This is a genomic window from Nodosilinea sp. LEGE 06152, from assembly GCF_015207525.1.
In the GTDB taxonomy this organism is placed as follows: domain Bacteria; phylum Cyanobacteriota; class Cyanobacteriia; order Phormidesmidales; family Phormidesmidaceae; genus Nodosilinea.
Genome location: NZ_JADEWR010000008.1, coordinates 182582 through 200918, shown reverse-complemented (window position 1 = coordinate 200918; position 18337 = coordinate 182582). Strand labels below are relative to the sequence as shown.

Here is an 18337-nt window from a genome sequence, read left to right as displayed (position 1 = left end):
TGAGTATGCGTTTGCCCTGGGTTGTACCAAAGCTGCTCACCCACACCTACGCTAACCTAGACATAGCCCCACCCATCCACCCATCCACCCATCCACCCATCCACCCATCCACTCCATGTCCACCCCCCTGATCGAATTTCGCCAGCTGCAAAAGGTCTATGGCTCAGGCAACACCGAGGTGCGGGCGCTGTGGAACGTGAACCTCTCCATCTACCCTGGCGAGTACTGCGCCATCATGGGGCCGTCAGGCTCCGGTAAATCGACCGCTATGAATATGATTGGCTGTCTCGATCGCCCCACCGCTGGGGAATATTTCTTCGACAGCCAGAACGTGGCCACCCTGGATGATGATGCCCTAGCCCACATTCGCAACCAGAAGATCGGCTTTGTCTTCCAGCAGTTTCACCTGCTGCCCCAGCTCACCGCGCGCGAAAACGTGGAGCTGCCCATGATCTACTCTGGGGTGCGCAGCGACCTGCGCCGTCAGCGGGCTATTGAGGCCCTAGAGCGGGTGGGGCTGGGCGATCGCATCAACAACAAGCCCACCCAGCTCTCAGGCGGGCAGCAGCAGCGGGTGGCGATCGCGCGGGCGATCGTTAACAATCCCCTCCTGCTGTTAGCTGACGAACCTACCGGGGCACTAGATACCCACACCACCGACGACGTGCTCGGCATCTTTGCCGACCTCCACGCCGCAGGCATTACTGTGGTCATGGTCACCCACGAACCCGATGTGGCCCGCGCCAGCCAGCGCATCGTTTGGTTTAAAGACGGCGAAATTCTCAACGACCACCTCAGCCCCGAAGATTTGGCTCAGTCGATAGCAGTGCGATAGATGCCTCAAAGCACTATAGATAGTCGCAAAGAAGCGTACTTTAAGCTCAGCTCAGAAATCGCTCAGCTGGATAATACCCAGCTGCTGAGCTTGTTTAAGGAGAATGCGACCAATACGGCCAATTCGGGCTGGGGCACAAACCAAACTCTCACTTTTGGGAAATCTCAGGTCTTCGCAAAGCGAATTCCCGTTACAGACCTTGAGTACAAGAACCTGTTTTCTACTAAAAACTTATACAACCTGCCCACTCACTGTAATTACGGTTTAGGCTCTACTGGACTAGGGGTTTTTCGCGAACTGGTGACCCATATTAAAACAACCCATTGGGTACTAGAGGAAGAAATTGCTACGTTTCCGCTCATGTACCACTATCGAATTATCCCGTTTTCTGAACCACGATCGCCGGCAGATCAAACGCAGCTCAATAGTTATGTGAACTATTGGGGCGGCAGCGAGGAGGTCAGACAGTACTGTTTGGATCGAGCGATCGCAACCCACGAACTGGTTTTATTTCTTGAGTACATTCCTTACGTTTTAGGAGAATGGCTTCCAAACAATCCTCATAGGCTTCAAGATAATTTATGCGACCTACACACAACAATTGACTTTTTGAGGTCTAAGGGAATTATTCACTTTGATGCTCATTTTTTCAACGTTGTCACCGACGGCGAACAGGCCTATTTAACCGACTTCGGTTTGGCGCTTGATCAAAGTTTTGCATTAACGCGGCACGAAGAGTTCTTTTTTGAGCAGCACAGTCTTTACGACCACGGCGAAATTCTTCGCAACTTGGGATGGCTCATGCGATCGGCTTACAATGCGTGTCCAGAGAGCGACAAACTGAGAATAGCGCAGAAATATCATATAAAACCTGCCCTCAAGTCCCATGAGATAACAGCAACAATGTTTGAGAACATCCAGAAAATACAGGCTGATGGAGATATCGACTTAGACGATTTCTACGTCAAAAGCGTGGTTAAATATCGCCGTATTATTGAATTGATGCAGAACTTTTTTGCTGACATGGTGGAAAACAACCGAAAAGATACCGCCTTTCCCCATGCCGAGCTTGAGCGACTGCTTAAAGAGACAGGATATCTTGCCTAAAACACCATGCCTGACTCTAGCCCTAGCGCCCCACACTCCCCTGTTAACGCTACCCATGCTTCGGCCTTTTTGCCCAGCTTTCTCAAGCTAGCGATCGCCAATATCGTCTCGAATCTAATGGTGCCTCTAGCGGCCCTGGTCGATACCGCCTTTCTCGGCCACCTCGACGACATTCGCCATTTGGGCGGGGTGGCGCTGGCGACGGTAATTTTTAACGTGGTGTACTGGAGCTTTGGCTTTTTGCGCATGGGCACCACGGGCACTGCGGCCCAGGCGCGAGGGCGGGGCGACGGCGAGGAGTTGTGGCTGATTTTGCTGCGCAATGGCGCGATCGCCCTCACCTTTGGCCTACTCATTCTGCTCCTTCAAGCCCCCATTCGAGAGCTGGGCTTTGGGCTGCTCAGCGGCGAACCGGCGGTGCGTGCAGCGGGCATTGAGTTCTACAACGCCCGCATTTGGGATGCCCCGGCGGTGCTGCTAAACCTGGTGCTGATGGGCTGGTTTTTGGGCCGCGAGCAGGGGCGGCGGGTGATTGCCCTGTCGATGGTGGGCAACGGCAGCAACGTTGTGTTCAACTATATTTTCATTAACCAGATGGGGTTGGCCAGCGCCGGGGCCGGTTGGGGCACCGCCCTGAGCCAGTACCTGACGTTGTTCGTCGGGTTGGGGCTGCTGCTGAAGGAAGGCGGCGGGCAAAACCTGCGGGCGGTGCTGCCCCAGGGCTGGAACCCTCAGGCGATCAGAGGGCTATTTTTGCTAAACCGCGACATCTTAGTGCGCACCTTTGCCCTGGTGCTAAGCTTTGCCCTGTTCACCAACTTCAGCGCCGCCCTGGGCACCCAAACCCTGGCGGCCAATACGCTGCTGCTGCAGGTGGTAACGCTGTCGGCCTACTTTATCGACGGCATTGCCTTTGCCACCGAGAGCTTTGCGGGCAGGTATTACGGCAGCGGCGATCGCACCCACCTGCGCCGTCTATTAACCCTGGGCGGATTTACCAGCATTGCCCTGGGGTTATCCTTCGCGCTAGCCTTTGTGCTGTTTCCGCAGCCGCTGTTTGGGTTGTTAACCGTCCACCCGGAGGTACTTGCTGTGGTGCAGACCCATGTGGGCTGGCTGGTGCCGGTGCTGGGGCTAGGCGCGATCGCCTACATGCTTGACGGTTACTTTCTTGGTCTCACCGCTGGTTCGGTGCTGCGCAACGCCACCGTTCTAGCTGCTGGGGTTGGCTTTTTGCCCCTCGCCTTCCTGGCTCAGGCTGTCGGTAGCGCCCATCTGCTCTGGCTGGCTTTGGTTGGTTTGATGGCCGCACGTGCGCTTACCCTACTTTGGGCCGTGCCCAAATCCCTGGCCTGACCATTGCACTGAGCGTTCTTACCACTTTCCTACATTGTTCGGCTACAACATGAGTTACAACGGCATTCACGCAGGGTAATGCTGTTGACTAACTCAGCTGGGGCTGCTATGGCGCTAAAAACTGAGCTTTTCAACGAAATCTACGCCATTGATACGGCAACCAATGCTTATATGATCGAGGTATCCCTCGACCAATACACCGATATTTTTAGCGAGTGGGACCCAGCGCCCTTTAAGCGGCGAGAACTCGATCCAGATTTGCAGCTTTACTTGGAGAGCAGCGCCGACGAAATTCCCTCAAAGTACTCGATCGAGGTATGTTTTACGCTTCCCCCCGGTACTCGCAATGCTGCCATGGAGGACGAGATCAGAGCTGGTCTGAGAAATAGCGTCGATTTTAGACTCTATCTCTTTAGAAAAGAAATTCGGCTGATCAACACCCGCACTGCCCGGTACGTGCTCGCGGGTTTGGGCACGCTTTTGGTGGCTCGACTGGCAGAACCCCTCGACATCAATATAATTACCTCGGTATTGACCGAAGGACTATTTATTGGCGGCTGGGTGTTTTTGTGGGAGGCGGTTTCGCTGTTTTTCTTCTCAAATCGGGACCTGTACAACCGCTATCGCACCCACAAACGGCTGCGAAATTCCGAAATCATCTTTAGCGAGTCTGTTTAGAGGTCGTTTGAAAAGTTCTGCTTTTTGTTAGCAAAAGTGAAGATCCTCCTTCAAATCCCCTTCTTTAAAGGGGGTATAAGCCCCCCTTTTTAAGGGGGGCAGGGGGAATCAGCAGAGGATTAAAGCTACCGCAGATCGCTTTTCAAATGCCCTCTAGATAGCGGGTACAAAAAACCGGGTTTCTTTGGCCCCGTGCCTAAGGTTCTGCTGATTAGCCCGGCAGAAACCCGGTTTTTGCGCTTCACCAGCTTATCCCCGATTCGCCACCGAGCTGCGCTGGCTGAGAATCGCCTGGTGGGCCTGCTCCCAGTGGTGAGCAGCAATGCGAATTTGGCTGGGGTCGGCCATGCCCTGGGTGCGGTATTCGCGCACCGCCTCCAGGGCCGCCTGGTTGCTGAGCAGGGCCAGGTCGGCCCCGTTCCAGCCGTCGGTGCGGGCAGCCCAGTCGCTGAGATCAATGGCTTCGAGGGGGCGATCGCTGTTGTGCACCTGCAAAATCGCCAGCCGTCCCGCCGCATCGGGCAGGCCAATCTCCAGCTGGAGGTCAATGCGACCAGCGCGCAGAATGGCGGGGTCGAGGGCGCTGGGACGGTTGGTAGCCCCAATTAGCAGCACGTTGGTGCAGCCCTGGAGGCCGTCGAGTTCGGTGAGGAGCTGGCCGACGACGCGATCGCTCACCCCAGAGTCACCCTGGTACTGACCTCGGGCGGGCACCAGGGTATCGATTTCATCGATGAAGACTACGCAGGGGGCAGCCTGGCGGGCCTTGGCAAACAGCTCGCGCACCGCCTGTTCGGCAGCCCCCACCCAGCGGCTCAGCAGCTCGGGGCCGTTGACGGCGATAAAGTTGGCCCGAGCCTGGGCGGCGACGGCCTTGGCCAGCAGGGTTTTGCCAGTGCCGGGAGGCCCCCACAGCAGCAGCCCACGCGGCGCTTTGGCCCTGGTTTGGGCGTAGAGGTCGGGGTAGAGCAGCGCTCCCTCGACCGATTCTTGCAGGGTTTGCTTGACGCTCTCCAGGCCGCCGATGTCGTCCCAGGCGATCGCGGGCGACTCCACCTCCACCGATCGCAGCACCGAGGGCTTGATCTCCTTGATCGCCTGCAAAAAGTCGTCCTGCACCAGGGTCATGGTGTCGGGGACGGGGCCAGAGAGATCGGGTACCTGGCGGCGCAGGGCAAAGTAGGCTGCTTTTTGGCACAGGGCCTTGAGGTCGGCCCCCACCATACCCACCGATAGATCGGCGATCGCATCTAGCTCCACCCCGTCCAGCGGCATCTCGCGGGTTTGAATCTGCAGGATTTCCAGCCGTCCGGCGCGATCGGGCACGCGGAACTGCACCTCACGGTCAAAGCGACCGGGGCGGCGCAGGGCGGGGTCGATGTGGTCGGGGCGGTTGGTGGCGGCCAGCACAATCACGCCCTTGGTCTGGGCAAAGCCATCCATCAGGCCCAGCAGGGTGGCCACCAGGCGCTTTTCGACTTCGCCCTCGACCTTGCTGCGATCGGGGGCGAGGCTGTCGATCTCGTCGATAAACACCAGGCAGGGGGCGGCTTTCTTGGCCTTCTCAAAAATGGCCCGCAGGCGCTGCTCGGCCTCGCCGTAGTACTTGCCCATCACCTCAGGGCCGACGATGGCGATGTAGTTCACCCCCAGGTCTTCGGCGAGCGATCGCGCCGTCAGGGTTTTGCCGGTGCCGGGGGGGCCGACCAGCAGCACGCCGCGAGTGGGTTCCAGACCCAGCTTGGCCAACACGTCAGGCCGTTTGAGGGGAATTTCCACCAGTTCGCGCAGCTCTTGCAGGGTGGCGGAGAGGCCGCCGACATCGCCCATGGTGGGGTGGTGAGTGGGGGATGAGGGAGATGGGGAGGGTGGAGGGGATGAGGGGGAGCCGTCGCTGGTGGGGGGTGGGGTGATGATGACTTCTTCGACGGCGGGGTCATTCTCAATGTCAGCGCCGCTGGGGTTGCGGTTCATGCGGCTGACGCCGATATCGGGAATGTTGCCCTGGCGGGGAATGCTGCTGAAGCTGCGGGTATTAATCTGCACATTGGTCTTTAGTTCACCGCTCTCGGCCTTTTCTTCGAGGGTTTTGGCCAGTTCGAGCAGTTGTTCAAAGCCTTTAAAAAAGTCATTCATGGCAGATTTTGGGCGAACAGCAGGGGCGCTTTCAAAGGTGCCCTGTTCCCAGAGTTCACTACCGGTCGGTAAAACCACTGCCTTGGCCCCAAGCCGTTATAAAAGTTGAGAAACAGCGAGTGGGGCTATAGCCTGAGCGCCTGGTACCCCCCTAGAAACAGCAGCCACACCGTCACCACGAGCCAGTGCATCATCGTCACAATCCACAGCGACCCCGACTTCCAATAGACCACGGTGCAGATTAGCCCCAGCAGGGCCGCTGACAGCAGGAAAACTGGGTTGGTAAAGGTGGCAAAGGCCACGGGGTAGAGGGTCATGGCGTTGAGGGGATGCATGACCACAAACAGCCCCAGTATGGGCAGGCCCAGTCGCCAGCGCTTGCGATCGCTGATGATCTCTGTAGGGTGGGGCAGCAGCAGCACTCGCCAAAACCCTTCTTCAAGCAAAGCGGGCACCACCAGCACCCGCGCCGCCAGCCGCAGCCCATCGGCCCAGGTGACATTGGCGACCATCGGCGCAAGAAAGTGGCTGCGCAGCCCCAGCGGGATGATCACCAGCCCCAGCCCCAGGGTTAGCCCAGCCGCCAAAAGCCAATCGTGGGGCCGGGGCCAGGTCGTGGCTGCCTGCCGCAGACGATGCAGGGTCAGCTTGAGGGCAATGTAGGCACGCAGGCGAAGGTATTGCAACGTTAAAACGCAGTAGCAGCAGTAGACAAGAACCTTGAGCGGCCTTTGAGCAGCTAGCGCAGCAGCGGATTGTGCCTTAGGTTATAGAGGCGCGCTTCACCGTGGACCAGTAACTCGAATAATCTAATAGTAAACAGATCGCCCTCAGGGTGGCCGCCATGAAACATGCTGATAGCGATACCCTGACTCGCCTGAAGCCACTGCCAGATCAGGTGCGCCAGCGCGTGCCGCCGCTGAGGGAACAAAAGACAGGCACGTTTTACCTGAAATCGGCGGCGTTTCTGCACTTCCACGATGACCCTAGCGGGCTATTTGCCGATTTAAAGGTGCAGGGCAACTGGCAACGGTACCCAGTTAACGGTGAGGCCGCCCCCGCCGACCTGCTGCAGGTCCTAGACCAGCAGCTGCCGGGGGGCAATCAGTAATGTCAGCGGAGTGTTATCGATTGAGCGCCATTGGTGAATACTGTGCCTGGCCGTGAGGGCCACTAGCTAGTGTAAAGAAATATTGATTGGCGGGGAATGCTAACTCAAACCCAGCGGTCGATGACGATTTCGGTACTTTAAGGTGTTCTAACAGGTATGGCCTGCTGACGCGGGCCGGGTAAGAAATTTCTGTGATTAAGTTCTTCGGATTGTAATCCCTTGCCTGCTGAATCGCGTCCATCACCTGATTTAGAGCCCACCCTGGGAGAGTTACCTAGGGCAAAGACTGGCGCGGAATCGACGCCTGGGGCGATCGCAACGTCTAAGCCAGCTTCAGATTTGCCCTGGAAGACGGTGTTTGAGGCTGCTCTCGACACCATGCTGATTGTCGACCACGAGGGCGTCTGTATTGAGGCCAACAGGGCCGCTTGCGGGCTGCTAGAGCTACCTCGGCAGGCTTTGGTGGGGCGACAAATAGCCGATTTTCTGCTGCCAGGTGCCAATCCCGAAGGGCTATGGCAGGGGTTTGTGGCCGCCGGGCAGATGCGAGGCGATCTGCTGCTGCGGCTTGACAGCGGCGCTGTCAAAACGGTGGAGTTTGCCGCAACTGCCCACATTTACCCCAAACATCATCTGGCGATTCTGCGCGATATTACCGAGCGCAAACGCACCGAAGCCGAGCGCAATGCCCTGTCTCACCAGCTAGAGCAGTGGGTGATCAGCAGCTCTGAAAAGCTGCAGCGCACCGAAGCCGCCCTGCGACTGCAGCAGCAGCGCGTCGACAGCATTCTCAACTCGCTAGAGTGCGTTGTGTGGTCGGTGCACCCGACTACTCTAGAAACTATCTACGTCAATGCCGCCGCCGAGGTACTCTACGGCTACACGGCGGAGGCCTTTTTGAGCAATCCCAGCCTGTGGTTTAGCTGCATTCACCCTGAGGATGAGCCTTTGCTAAAGGCCGATATTCGAACCCTGAGGGATGACACCAGGATCGATCGCGAGTACCGCATTTTTAGGTCTGACGGCAGCCAGCGCTGGGTGCGAGGGCAGGCCCGTTTGGTGCGCAACGCCGCTGGTCAGCCGACCCGCATTGACGGCACTACCACTGACATCAGCGATCGCAAACAGGCCGAGCTTGCCCTCCAAAACCACCAGGCTACCCAGCAGGCCATTCTCGACGCCATCCCTGACCTGATGATGCGCGTCAACAAAAACGGAGACATTCTCAACCTGATTTCGGGCGGCGAGATTACCCTCTATGGCCCAATTCCTGGCGATCGCCACCAGTCAGTTTACGTCAGCTTTCCCCACGATCTGGCTGATCAGCGCATGCACTACGTGCAGCTTGCCCTGGTTACGGGCACCCGACAGCGCTACGAACACGCCATTGAGATCAACGGTGAACTGCGCTACGAAGAGTCGCGGGTGGTGCCCCTTAGCCAAGACGAGGTTCTGGTAATTGTGCGCGACATCACCGATCGCAAGCAGGCCGAGGCCATTCAGGCCGACCTCAACCAAAAGCTCCAGCGGGTCAATGCCGAGCTAAACCGCCTGGCCACCGTCGACGGCCTGACCGAGATTGCCAACCGCCGCAGCTTTGACCAGGCCCTAGATTTAGAGTGGCAGCGGGCCCGCCGCCAGCAGAAGTCGCTGGCGCTGATTCTCTGCGATATTGACTACTTCAAGCCCTACAACGACAACTATGGCCACCTGGCCGGTGACGACTGCCTGCGCCAGGTGGCTCAGGTTTTGAACACCGTGGTGCAGCGGCCGGGTGACCTGGTGGCCCGCTACGGCGGTGAAGAATTTGTGCTTTTGCTGCCCGACACGACCCTTGAGGGGGCGGTGGGGATCATTGAAAAAATTCAGGCGGCGATCGCCCAATGCCATCTGCCCCACGCCTACTCCAACGTCGCCAGGGTAATTACCCTGAGCTTTGGCGTGGTGTGCCACCGCCCCTCGGTCAAAGAGCATTCTCCCCGCGAGCTGGTTCACCGCACCGACTTGGCCCTCTACCAGGCCAAGGCCCAGGGCCGCAACTGCTATGTAGTCGGCGATAGCCTGAGCTAGGGTCTGGTAGCGCGATCGCTCTAGTTGTCTCGCTACCTGTTGCGAAGGTCGAAACGCCGACCAGCGGCATGGTGCCATCCAATTCCGCCGGGCTAACCTTGATGTTCACCGCGCGTTGGCCCACACTAGAGGTTGGCTCAACCTGTCGTTCCATGACCTATTTTGACCTCACCTCGGCCACTACTCCCGCCGCCCTCAGCGTAGGCGGCCTGGTCGACTACATTAAAGCGGTGCTGGAGGATGACCCCACCCTGCGCCAGGTGTGGGTGGTGGGAGAAGTTTCGAGCGCCAATAACCACGCCAAGGGGCTGTTTTTTACCCTCACCGACCCCGACACCGGGGCTGCTATCAACGCCGTGGCCTGGCGCAGCCAGCAGGCCCGTCTGACCACAATGCCCACGGTGGGCGACCAGGTGATTGCTTTGGGTACCGTCAAGGTCTACCCCCAGCGCAGCAGCTACCAGCTCACGGTGTGGCAGGTGCTGCCCAGCGGCGATGGGCTCAAGGCCCTGCGCTACCGCCAGCTGCGCCAGCGGCTCGCCGCCGAGGGCCTGTTCGACCCCGAGTTTAAGCGATCGCTGCCTACCCTGCCCCAGACCATTGCGGTGGTGTCGTCGCCCCAGGCGGCCGCCTGGGGCGACATTCAGCGATCGCTGCGCCACCACCACCCCGGCCTACATATTCTCTTTTCGTCTGCTACGGTGCAGGGCGACACCGCTCCGGCTTCCATCGTAGCCGCGATCGATCGCGTCGCCGCCGATGGTCGTGCCGAGGTGCTAATTTTGGCGCGCGGCGGCGGGGCCAGCGAAGATTTAGAATGCTTTGACGATGAGCGGGTAGTGCGGGCGGTGGCCAACTGTCCCATTCCAGTGGTGACAGGCATTGGCCACCAACGCGACGAGTCTCTGGCCGATCTGGCCGCCGACCTCTGTGCCCATACGCCTACGGCGGCAGCGATCGCCGCCGTCCCCGCCCTGGCCGATCTGATCGAAGCTCACCACCAGCGAGTCGCTCTGCTCAAAACCCTCACCGCCGAGCACCTGCTCGATGCCCAAAGCCGTGTACACCGCCTGGGCCAGCGCTTGCTGCGCACCCGCCTCGACCAGCGCATGCAGCAGCAGCAGCTCCACCTCAAGCAGCTCAAGCGCCGCCTGGTACAGGGGGTGCAGGTGGAACTGCGGCAGGCCAGCGATCGCACCGCCGCCCTGCGCAGTCACCTCATGACCCTCGACCCCGACACTGTAGTTAAGCGAGGCTACGCCCTGGTGCGCGACGACGCTAACCAGCTCGTCACCCAAGCCACCGCCACCATCCCCGGACAAACCCTCCAAATTCAGCTCGCCCAAGGCCATCTCACCGTCCAAGTCACCCAAGTCCATCCCCCATCCCAATAACCCCCCTCACCCACCCGTCTACCCATCCACCCACTCCCCATGCCCAAAAAAGCCACCCCCGCCGAAACCTGGAATTACGAAGCCACCGTTGCTACCGTCGAGGGCATCATTGCCGATTTGGAATCGGGCAGCCTGCCCCTGGCGGCAGTGCTAAGCCAGTTTGAGCAGGCGGTGCAGGCGCTCCAGCAGTGCGAAACCTACCTGCACGAAAAGCAGCAGCAGGTAGATCTGCTGATTGAAACCCTGGCCGACTCCTGAACTAAATTCTGTTCTCGGACAAACCCTAACGCTGAGAAATGTTTAAGCTGTGAGGGATTGTCTCCAGCCGTGTTTAGCTCTTCTTAACTGGATCAATTCAGTTATTGCCAAAACCTGATTTTGCCCTATGACATCAGAACACGAGGGGCACAGCCCTACCTCTGAGCACCAGCGGTTGCAAGCCGCCTCAGATCCTCAGACGCCGTGGCAAAAGTGGGGGCCATACCTGAGCGATCGCCAGTGGGGTACCGTGCGCGAGGATTACAGCGACACGGGCGCGGCGTGGAATTACTTCTCGCACCAGCAGTCGCACTCGCGGGCCTACCGCTGGGGCGAAGACGGCCTCGGCGGCATTTGCGACGACGAGCAATTAATGTGCTTTGGGTTGGCGCTGTGGAACGGGAAGGATCCCGTTTTGAAAGAGCGGCTGTTTGGCCTCACTGGAGAGCAGGGCAACCACGGTGAAGACGTTAAAGAATATTACTTTTACCTCGACAGCACCCCCACCCACAGCTACCTCAAGTTTCTCTACAAGTATCCCCAGGCTGAGTATCCCTACGCCGACCTGGTGGCCGAAAATCAGCGGCGGGGGTACGAGCAGCCCGAGTATGAGCTGCTCGATACCGGCGTGTTTGACGAAAACCGCTACTTCGACGTGTTCGTGGAATACGCCAAGGCCGACCCCGAAGACGTTGCGATCGCCATTGAGGTCATCAATCGCGGCCCTGAACCAGCCACAGTTCACCTCTTGCCAACCCTGTGGTTTCGCAACACTTGGGCCTGGGGTGAAGGCTGCGAGAAGCCCGTGTTACGTCGGGGCCAACTGTCGTCTGTTCCCTCCGAGGATGTTGTAATTGAAGCCTGCCATCCCACCCTGGGCAATTACTGGCTGTACTGCGAACAGGCTGCCCTGTATTTCACCGACAATGAGACCAACTATCAAGCCCTATTTGGGGCCGAGAACGCCTCGCCCTACGTTAAAGACGGCATTCACAACGCCGTAATTCACGGCCAAAAGGATGCCGTGAACCCTGACCAGGTCGGTACCAAGGTCTCGCCTCACTACCCGCTCCACCTGGGGGCAGGGGAACGCCAAACCATTCGTCTGCGGCTGACCCATCGGCCCGATGCAGCGCAGCCCCTTGGTTCCGAGTTTGACCAAGTTCTGCAGGCTCGGCGGCGTGAGGCCGATGACTTCTACGCCGCCCTCACGCCCTTTGAACTAAGTGACGACCAGCGGCAGATTCAGCGGCAGGCGATCGCCGGTCTGCTGTGGAGCAAACAGGTTTACCGCTACGAGGTAGAACGCTGGCTGCGGGGCGACCCCACCATGCCCGAGCCGTCCCGCAGTGGCTCCCGCAATACCCAATGGCGGCACCTCGACAGTGGCGACATCATCTCTATGCCCGACAAGTGGGAGTACCCCTGGTTTGCCGCCTGGGATTTAGCCTTTCACTGCATTCCACTGGCAATGGTTGACCCGGAGTTTGCCAAGCACCAGCTCGACCTGCTGACGCGGGAGTGGTACATGCACCCCAACGGGCAGCTGCCCGCCTACGAATGGGCCTTTGGCGATGTCAACCCCCCCGTGCACGCCTGGGCCACCTGGCGGGTGTACAAAATTGCCCAGAAGATGACTGGGCCAGATGTCGACCATCGCCCCTTTTTAGAGCGCGTCTTTCAAAAGCTGCTGCTCAACTTTACCTGGTGGGTCAACCGCAAAGACACTGAGGGCAAAAACGTATTCGAGGGCGGCTTTTTGGGCCTCGACAACATTGGCGTGTTTGACCGCAGCGCGCCCTTGCCCACGGGCGGCACCCTGGAGCAGTCAGACGGCACCAGCTGGATGGCAATGTACTGCCTCAACATGCTGGAAATGGCGCTAGAACTGGCGATCGCCAACCCAGTCTACGAAGACATGGCTACCAAGTTCTTTGAGCACTTTATCTACATTGCCGATGCCATGAACCACATCGGCGACGACCAAACCCGCCTGTGGAACGAGGAAGACGGCTTTTTCTACGATGTGCTGCACCTGCCCCACGGCGACCGCATTCAGCTCAAGATTCGCTCGCTGGTGGGCCTAATTCCCCTCTGCGCGGTAATGACCCTGGAGCCCAAGACCCTGGCCCAGCTGCCCAACTTCACCGCTCGGCTGGAGTGGTTTATTCAAAACCGACCGAACCTGAAGCGCAATGTGGCCTGCATGGAAACGAAGGGGCAAGAGGCGCGGCGAATGCTGGCTCTGTGCTACGCCACCCTGGGTCATGTCGAACCGCGCGATCGCCTGCGCCGCCTGCTCGAAAAACTGCTCGATGAGGCCGAATTTTTAAGCCCCTACGGCATTCGCGCCCTGTCGAAATACCACGCCGAGCACCCCTACAGCTTCCACGCCGATGGCCAAGACTACCGCGTCGCCTACGAACCCGCCGAGTCGCGCAGCGGTTTGTTTGGCGGCAACTCTAACTGGCGGGGGCCGATCTGGTTTCCGGTCAACTACCTGATCATTGAGGCGCTGCAAAAGTTTCACCACTACCTGGGCGACGACTACCAGGTCGAGTGCCCCACCGGATCGGGGCAGTGGATGAACCTGTGGCAGGTCGCAAGCGAGCTATCACAGCGGCTAATGGCCATTTTCGAGCGCGATACCGAGGGCGATCGCCCCGTCAACGGGGGCACGCCCCTGCAGCAAGACCCCCACTGGCGCAACTACGTGCTGTTTTATGAATACTTCCACGGCGACAACGGCGCGGGGCTGGGGGCCAGCCATCAAACCGGCTGGACGGGGTTGGTGGCCAAGCTAATTCAGCAGCAGGCTGAGTACAGCCGCGATTTTCGAAGGGATGCTCGGTCTGAGTCGGTGCTCGTAGCGGGAGTTGATGACAAGCCCTAGGGGCTGTCATCAATTAGCTGCTAAACGCCCAAAATCCAAGGTTTACAACCCCTAGCCTGTTCTTGGGGTCGGGCGTGGCAAGGCTTAGTATGCCAGGCTTTTGGCCACAATTGATGACACGCCCTAAGCCCCGCCCCGAAGCGGCAGAACCTGCTGCCAGGTCACCGCCCGATCGCGACTCAGAGCCGATATCACCAACGTTTCTACATCCCCTAACCCCAGGGCGGCCAAGTCTTGGCTCAGCAGTAGGGCATGAACCTGATGGGCGGCATCTTCGGGGTTGACGACTCGAACCGCCAGCCAGGAGATCTGTAGCTGCCTGCCCTCAAGGTTGACCTGGGCCGCGAGTCGCTGGCGCTTGAGAAGAGCTTGCACCCGCTCAACCGGGGTGAGAGAGGCTGCTTCGTCGTCGGCAGCGGCTTTGGCCTGAGATGGCTCAGGCTTGGCGGGCGGATTTTCAATGTGATCTTTCAGCTGGTAAAAAGCTTGCTTTAAACGCTCTACTCTGGGGCGATCGCCCTCGCGCAGCGCCAGGGCCTTGAGCTTAAAGTAAGAGCCTTCCACCGCTTGTAAAGAAGATCCTGGCTCTAGCTCCAAAAGCATGTAGGCATGGTCAATGGTTCCAGGCGCAGCCGATTCAGGTGCCAAAAAAGCTTCAATGTCCCTGTCGATTTCGGCTTCGGCATCTAGATCCTCTAGATCTTCCAAATTCAAGGGACTGACTTCGGCATCGGGCGCACCCAAAACCACCTCTACCCCCCAGCCCGGTTTCGGCTGATCGGTCTGCTCGCCATAGATATGCAAGACGGCGACGTTTGCCACCTGTAGCCGCTCTATGCCCTGGCGTACGTAGCTCACGGTTTGGGCCTGGGGGGGCAGCATCTGCCCGGTCAGCCACAGCCGCAGACAATCGCCCTGGCGATCGCCGCGCACCGTAATTCCTTTAGAGCGCAGAGCCTGGTTTATCAGGTCTGCGATCGCGGCAGCATCGCCACCTTTAGCCTTTTCCAGTTGCGAAGGGGATGACACAGCGAATCTCCCTGGATGGTGAGCGTCAATTCTAAAGTACCCAATTAGCTTTGTTGTACCGACCCTGGTGCTACGGGGCGGAGCAAAACTGCGATCGCAGCTTGCGAAAACGGCGCAAATAAAGTACAAGTGTACTTATTCATCCGTCTCCATCGTTGCTCTAATCTGGTCCACAAACTCCTGATGGTCAATTACCGGCTTAGAAATATAGCCATCGGCACCGCTCTGGCTCAAAAAGTTCTCGCGATCGCCCTCCATAGCATGAGCCGTGACCAAAATAACGGGCAGACGAGCCGTAGCGGGGTCGGCCTTCAGCAGTTGAGTGATCTTGATGCCGTCCATCGGTTTGCCCTGGTACATACTGTGAGCCAGCGACACATCCATCAAAACAACGTCGACCTCGCCGCTGCGGGCGATGGTCATCACCTCTTCCACATCTTCGGTGTGCTTCACGGCCAGGCCGCCGCGCTTGGTCAAAATCTTAGAAAACACTCGGGCATTGACCAAGTCGTCTTCAACCAGTAGGACGGTTTTCATGTCGTATGTCCACCCCTGTCATCAGAAAAATATGGTAGTAGAACGTAAATTAAGTGGTTGATGCCCTGAACTGTACTAATTTTCAGATCAGCCCCAACACTTGAGGCCCAAATACCTGAGTACAGAGGCTTGAGGATAGATGCTTCAGGGTCTGCAACTCGGCACAGCAGACCAGCCATGCCCAGATACTTGCCATACCGGTAGGCTTGCCTATAAGTTACAGCATTGTTAAGGCCAATCTATCAAGGTCAATTAAATTTGACCCATATTTGGACGATAAATTGAATCTAAAAATGTTGTTTTGGGCCATCGCTATGGCTAAACTCAACTACCGCCCGGTCTAAACCACCGCCCTTCTTTTCATCCAGGAACCCCGCCCATGGCCGACCAACTCGACATCCTTGCCTCTGGGCAAATTGTGCCTACCTCGCTTCATACCGAGGTGCAGCGGTCGTACCTGGAATACGCCATGAGCGTGATTGTGGGCCGCGCCCTGCCCGACGTGCGCGACGGCCTGAAACCCGTGCACCGCCGCATTCTCTACGCCATGCACGAGCTGGGGTTGACCCCCGATCGCCCCTACCGTAAGTGCGCCCGCGTGGTGGGCGACGTGCTCGGTAAGTACCACCCCCACGGCGACCAGGCGGTGTACGACGCCCTGGTGCGCATGGTGCAGACCTTCTCTAGCCGCTACCCGCTGCTGGATGGCCACGGCAACTTTGGCTCGGTGGACAACGACCCCCCAGCGGCCATGCGCTACACCGAAACCCGCCTGTCGCCGATCAGCAACGAGGGCATGCTGACCGACATCAGCGAGGCCCTGGTCGACTTTAGCGACAACTTCGACAGCTCCCAGCAGGAGCCGGTGGTGCTGCCCACCCAGCTGCCCAACCTGCTGCTGAACGGGTCGTCGGGCATTGCCGTGGGCATGGCCACCAACATTCCGCCCCACAACATGGGCGAGGTGATCGACGGCTTGGTGGCGATGATCGATCGCCCCACTCTCTCCGACGACGAGCTGTTTCGCCTCATCCCCGGCCCCGACTTCCCCACCGGGGGCGAGATCATTGGCACCGAGGGCATTCTGGAGGCCTATCGCACCGGGCGGGGCAGCATTCCCATTCGCGGCGTCAGCCAGCTTGAGGAGGTACACCCCGGCCGGGGGCGGCAGCGGCGCAATGCGATCATCGTCACCGAGCTGCCCTACCAGGTGAATAAGGCCGGGTGGATTGAGAAAATTGCTCAGCTGGTGAATGCCGGACGATTGGAGGGGATCGCGGATATTCGCGATGAGAGCGATCGCGACGGCATGCGCGTGGTTATCGAGCTGAAGCGCGACACTCCGGCCCAGCGGGTGCTGCAAGACCTCTACCGCTCTACCCCGCTGCAAACCAACTTCGGCGTGATCATGCTGGCCCTCGACAACGGCCAGCCGCGCCAGCTGCCCCTGCGCGACGTGATGCAGGCGTTTCTCGACTTTCGCGAAACCACCCTCACCCGCCACTACCAGCACCAGCTCGAAAAAACCGAGGCCAAGCTGCACATTACCGAGGGGCTGCTCACCGCCCTCAACAACCTCGACGCCATCATCGACATTCTGCGCAACGCCCCCGATGGCACCACCGCCAAGCAGACTTTCCAGCAGCGGTTTGACCTCAGCGAGCGCCAGTCGGACGCGATTTTGGCCATGCCCCTACGCAAGCTCACCGGCATGGAGCGCCAGGGTCTCGCCACCGAAGCGGACGAGCTGATCCAGCGGCGGGACGAGCTGAACCGGCTGTTGAGCGATCGCAAAGAGCTGCTCAAGGCGATGAAAAAAGAGCTCAAGGCGCTTAAAAAGAAATTCAGCGACCCCCGCCGCACCCGCATTCAAACCGATGCCGAGCGGGCGGAAGAATCGCAGCAGGTCGAAGAGATTATTGCTGAAACCGTTGAAGAAGCGACGGTGGTGGAGTTTACCCAAAAGGGCTACGTGCGGCGGTTTTCGCCAAAAGCCTACCAGCGGCGGCAGGCCCGGCTAGAGGTTGACACCAGCGCTAAGCTCCACGAGGTAGACGACGACCCAGTGGTGCAGGTTGAAGCAGCCCTCACCACCCACGAACTGCTCACCCTTACCCGCGATGGTCGAGCCTTTACCGTTGACGTTGAGACTGTCCCCACCAACCCGCGTCAGGGCAGGGGTTCGCCCCTGGTGCAGCTGCTGCCGGGTTCGGTGCCCTCCGCCGCCGATGCGATCGTGGCTCAGTTTGTCATTCGCGAAGATTTACTAGAGCACGACCTAATTCTCGTCACCCGCAGGGGCAAAATTAAGCGCGCGCCGCTGAAGGAGTTTACCAACCTGACCGGGCGCGGCCTCACCGCAATGAAAGTGAAAGACGGCGACGAGCTGGCCTACGTCACCCTGGCCGAGCCCGGCGACGACCTGGTACTAGGCACAACCGGCGGTAGACTGCTGCGCTTCCCCATCGATGATGACAACCTGCAAGTCATGGGCCGCGCCGCCCAAGGCCCCCAGGGGATTCGCATGGGCAAGCAAGAAACCCTGACCGGCTGTGTGGCAGTGCCATCGAGCAAAGACTGTCTGCTGCTGGTGACGGCGGCGGGCTACGCCAAGCGCCTGCCCGTGGAGGGTTTGCGGGTGGCGAAACGCGGCGACATTGGCACCCAGTCGTTCCAATTCAGCCTCAAGACCGACAGCCTGGTGGCGCTGCTGCCCGCAGTTCCAAAGGAATCGGTGACGGTGTTTACCAGCGCCGATCGCACCGCCGTCATCCCCATCGAATCGGTGCCCCGGCAGGGCAGGACTGGGGAGAGCGATCGCATCGTCAAACCCAACAAAGGCGAAACCATTACCCAGGTAATTCGTTTGGCCGTGCCGGATACCAGCAACGGGGCAGCGTCAGAGGATGGATAGGGTAGATTTGTAGAGCCAG

At 59.0% G+C, this 18337-nt stretch carries 14 protein-coding genes; 10 read left to right on the top strand and 4 right to left on the bottom strand.

Annotated elements, in window-relative coordinates:
- Nucleotides 1–115 precede the first annotated feature (115 nt).
- From IQ265_RS13235 to IQ265_RS13220, 4 genes are all read left to right on the top strand, one after another.
- Nucleotides 116–835, top strand: coding sequence for an ABC transporter ATP-binding protein (locus tag IQ265_RS13235; RefSeq protein ID WP_228037858.1), 720 nt, complete (start codon nucleotides 116–118; stop codon nucleotides 833–835).
- Entirely contained in the window at nucleotides 836–1942 is a 1107-nt protein-coding gene (locus IQ265_RS13230) for a hypothetical protein (RefSeq protein ID WP_194054312.1), read from the top strand.
- Between the two features lie 6 nt (nucleotides 1943–1948).
- A complete protein-coding gene (locus tag IQ265_RS13225; protein ID WP_194054311.1) occupies nucleotides 1949–3298 on the top strand; it encodes an MATE family efflux transporter in 1350 nt (449 codons plus the stop codon).
- A 108-nt stretch (nucleotides 3299–3406) separates the two neighbouring features.
- Nucleotides 3407–3976 carry a hypothetical protein gene (locus tag IQ265_RS13220; RefSeq protein WP_194054310.1) on the top strand — a complete coding sequence of 190 codons (570 nt, stop codon included), beginning with the start codon at nucleotides 3407–3409 and terminating at the stop codon, nucleotides 3974–3976.
- A 249-nt stretch (nucleotides 3977–4225) separates the two neighbouring features.
- Here IQ265_RS13220 and IQ265_RS13215 read toward each other — a convergent pair whose 3' ends face one another.
- Complete coding sequence (locus tag IQ265_RS13215) at nucleotides 4226–6112, bottom strand: AAA family ATPase (RefSeq protein WP_194054308.1); 1887 nt, start codon at nucleotides 6110–6112, stop codon at nucleotides 4226–4228.
- 125 nt (nucleotides 6113–6237) lie between these two features.
- Complete coding sequence (locus IQ265_RS13210; RefSeq protein ID WP_194054306.1) at nucleotides 6238–6798, bottom strand: CPBP family glutamic-type intramembrane protease; 561 nt, start codon at nucleotides 6796–6798, stop codon at nucleotides 6238–6240.
- A gap of 158 nt (nucleotides 6799–6956) precedes the next feature.
- Here IQ265_RS13210 and IQ265_RS13205 point away from each other — a divergent pair, with 158 nt between their 5' ends.
- From IQ265_RS13205 to IQ265_RS13185, 5 genes are all read left to right on the top strand, one after another.
- A complete protein-coding gene (locus IQ265_RS13205; protein WP_194054304.1) occupies nucleotides 6957–7223 on the top strand; it encodes a hypothetical protein in 267 nt (88 codons plus the stop codon).
- 219 nt (nucleotides 7224–7442) lie between these two features.
- Entirely contained in the window at nucleotides 7443–9293 is a 1851-nt protein-coding gene (locus IQ265_RS13200) for a diguanylate cyclase (protein ID WP_194054302.1), read from the top strand.
- 152 nt (nucleotides 9294–9445) lie between these two features.
- Nucleotides 9446–10687, top strand: a complete 1242-nt coding sequence (gene xseA / locus IQ265_RS13195) for an exodeoxyribonuclease VII large subunit (RefSeq protein WP_194054293.1) — start codon at nucleotides 9446–9448, stop codon at nucleotides 10685–10687.
- A 39-nt stretch (nucleotides 10688–10726) separates the two neighbouring features.
- Nucleotides 10727–10945 (top strand): exodeoxyribonuclease VII small subunit, encoded by a 219-nt coding sequence (gene xseB / locus IQ265_RS13190; protein ID WP_194054291.1) that lies wholly within the window; start codon nucleotides 10727–10729, stop codon nucleotides 10943–10945.
- A 127-nt stretch (nucleotides 10946–11072) separates the two neighbouring features.
- Nucleotides 11073–13838, top strand: a complete 2766-nt coding sequence (locus IQ265_RS13185) for a glucosidase (protein WP_194054289.1) — start codon at nucleotides 11073–11075, stop codon at nucleotides 13836–13838.
- A 123-nt stretch (nucleotides 13839–13961) separates the two neighbouring features.
- Here IQ265_RS13185 and IQ265_RS13180 read toward each other — a convergent pair whose 3' ends face one another.
- A complete protein-coding gene (locus IQ265_RS13180; RefSeq protein ID WP_194054287.1) occupies nucleotides 13962–14867 on the bottom strand; it encodes a hypothetical protein in 906 nt (301 codons plus the stop codon).
- A gap of 135 nt (nucleotides 14868–15002) precedes the next feature.
- Nucleotides 15003–15404, bottom strand: coding sequence for a response regulator (locus IQ265_RS13175; RefSeq protein WP_194054285.1), 402 nt, complete (start codon nucleotides 15402–15404; stop codon nucleotides 15003–15005).
- A 379-nt stretch (nucleotides 15405–15783) separates the two neighbouring features.
- Here IQ265_RS13175 and gyrA point away from each other — a divergent pair, with 379 nt between their 5' ends.
- Nucleotides 15784–18318, top strand: coding sequence for a DNA gyrase subunit A (gene gyrA, locus IQ265_RS13170; RefSeq protein WP_194054282.1), 2535 nt, complete (start codon nucleotides 15784–15786; stop codon nucleotides 18316–18318).
- Nucleotides 18319–18337: the final 19 nt, after the last annotated feature.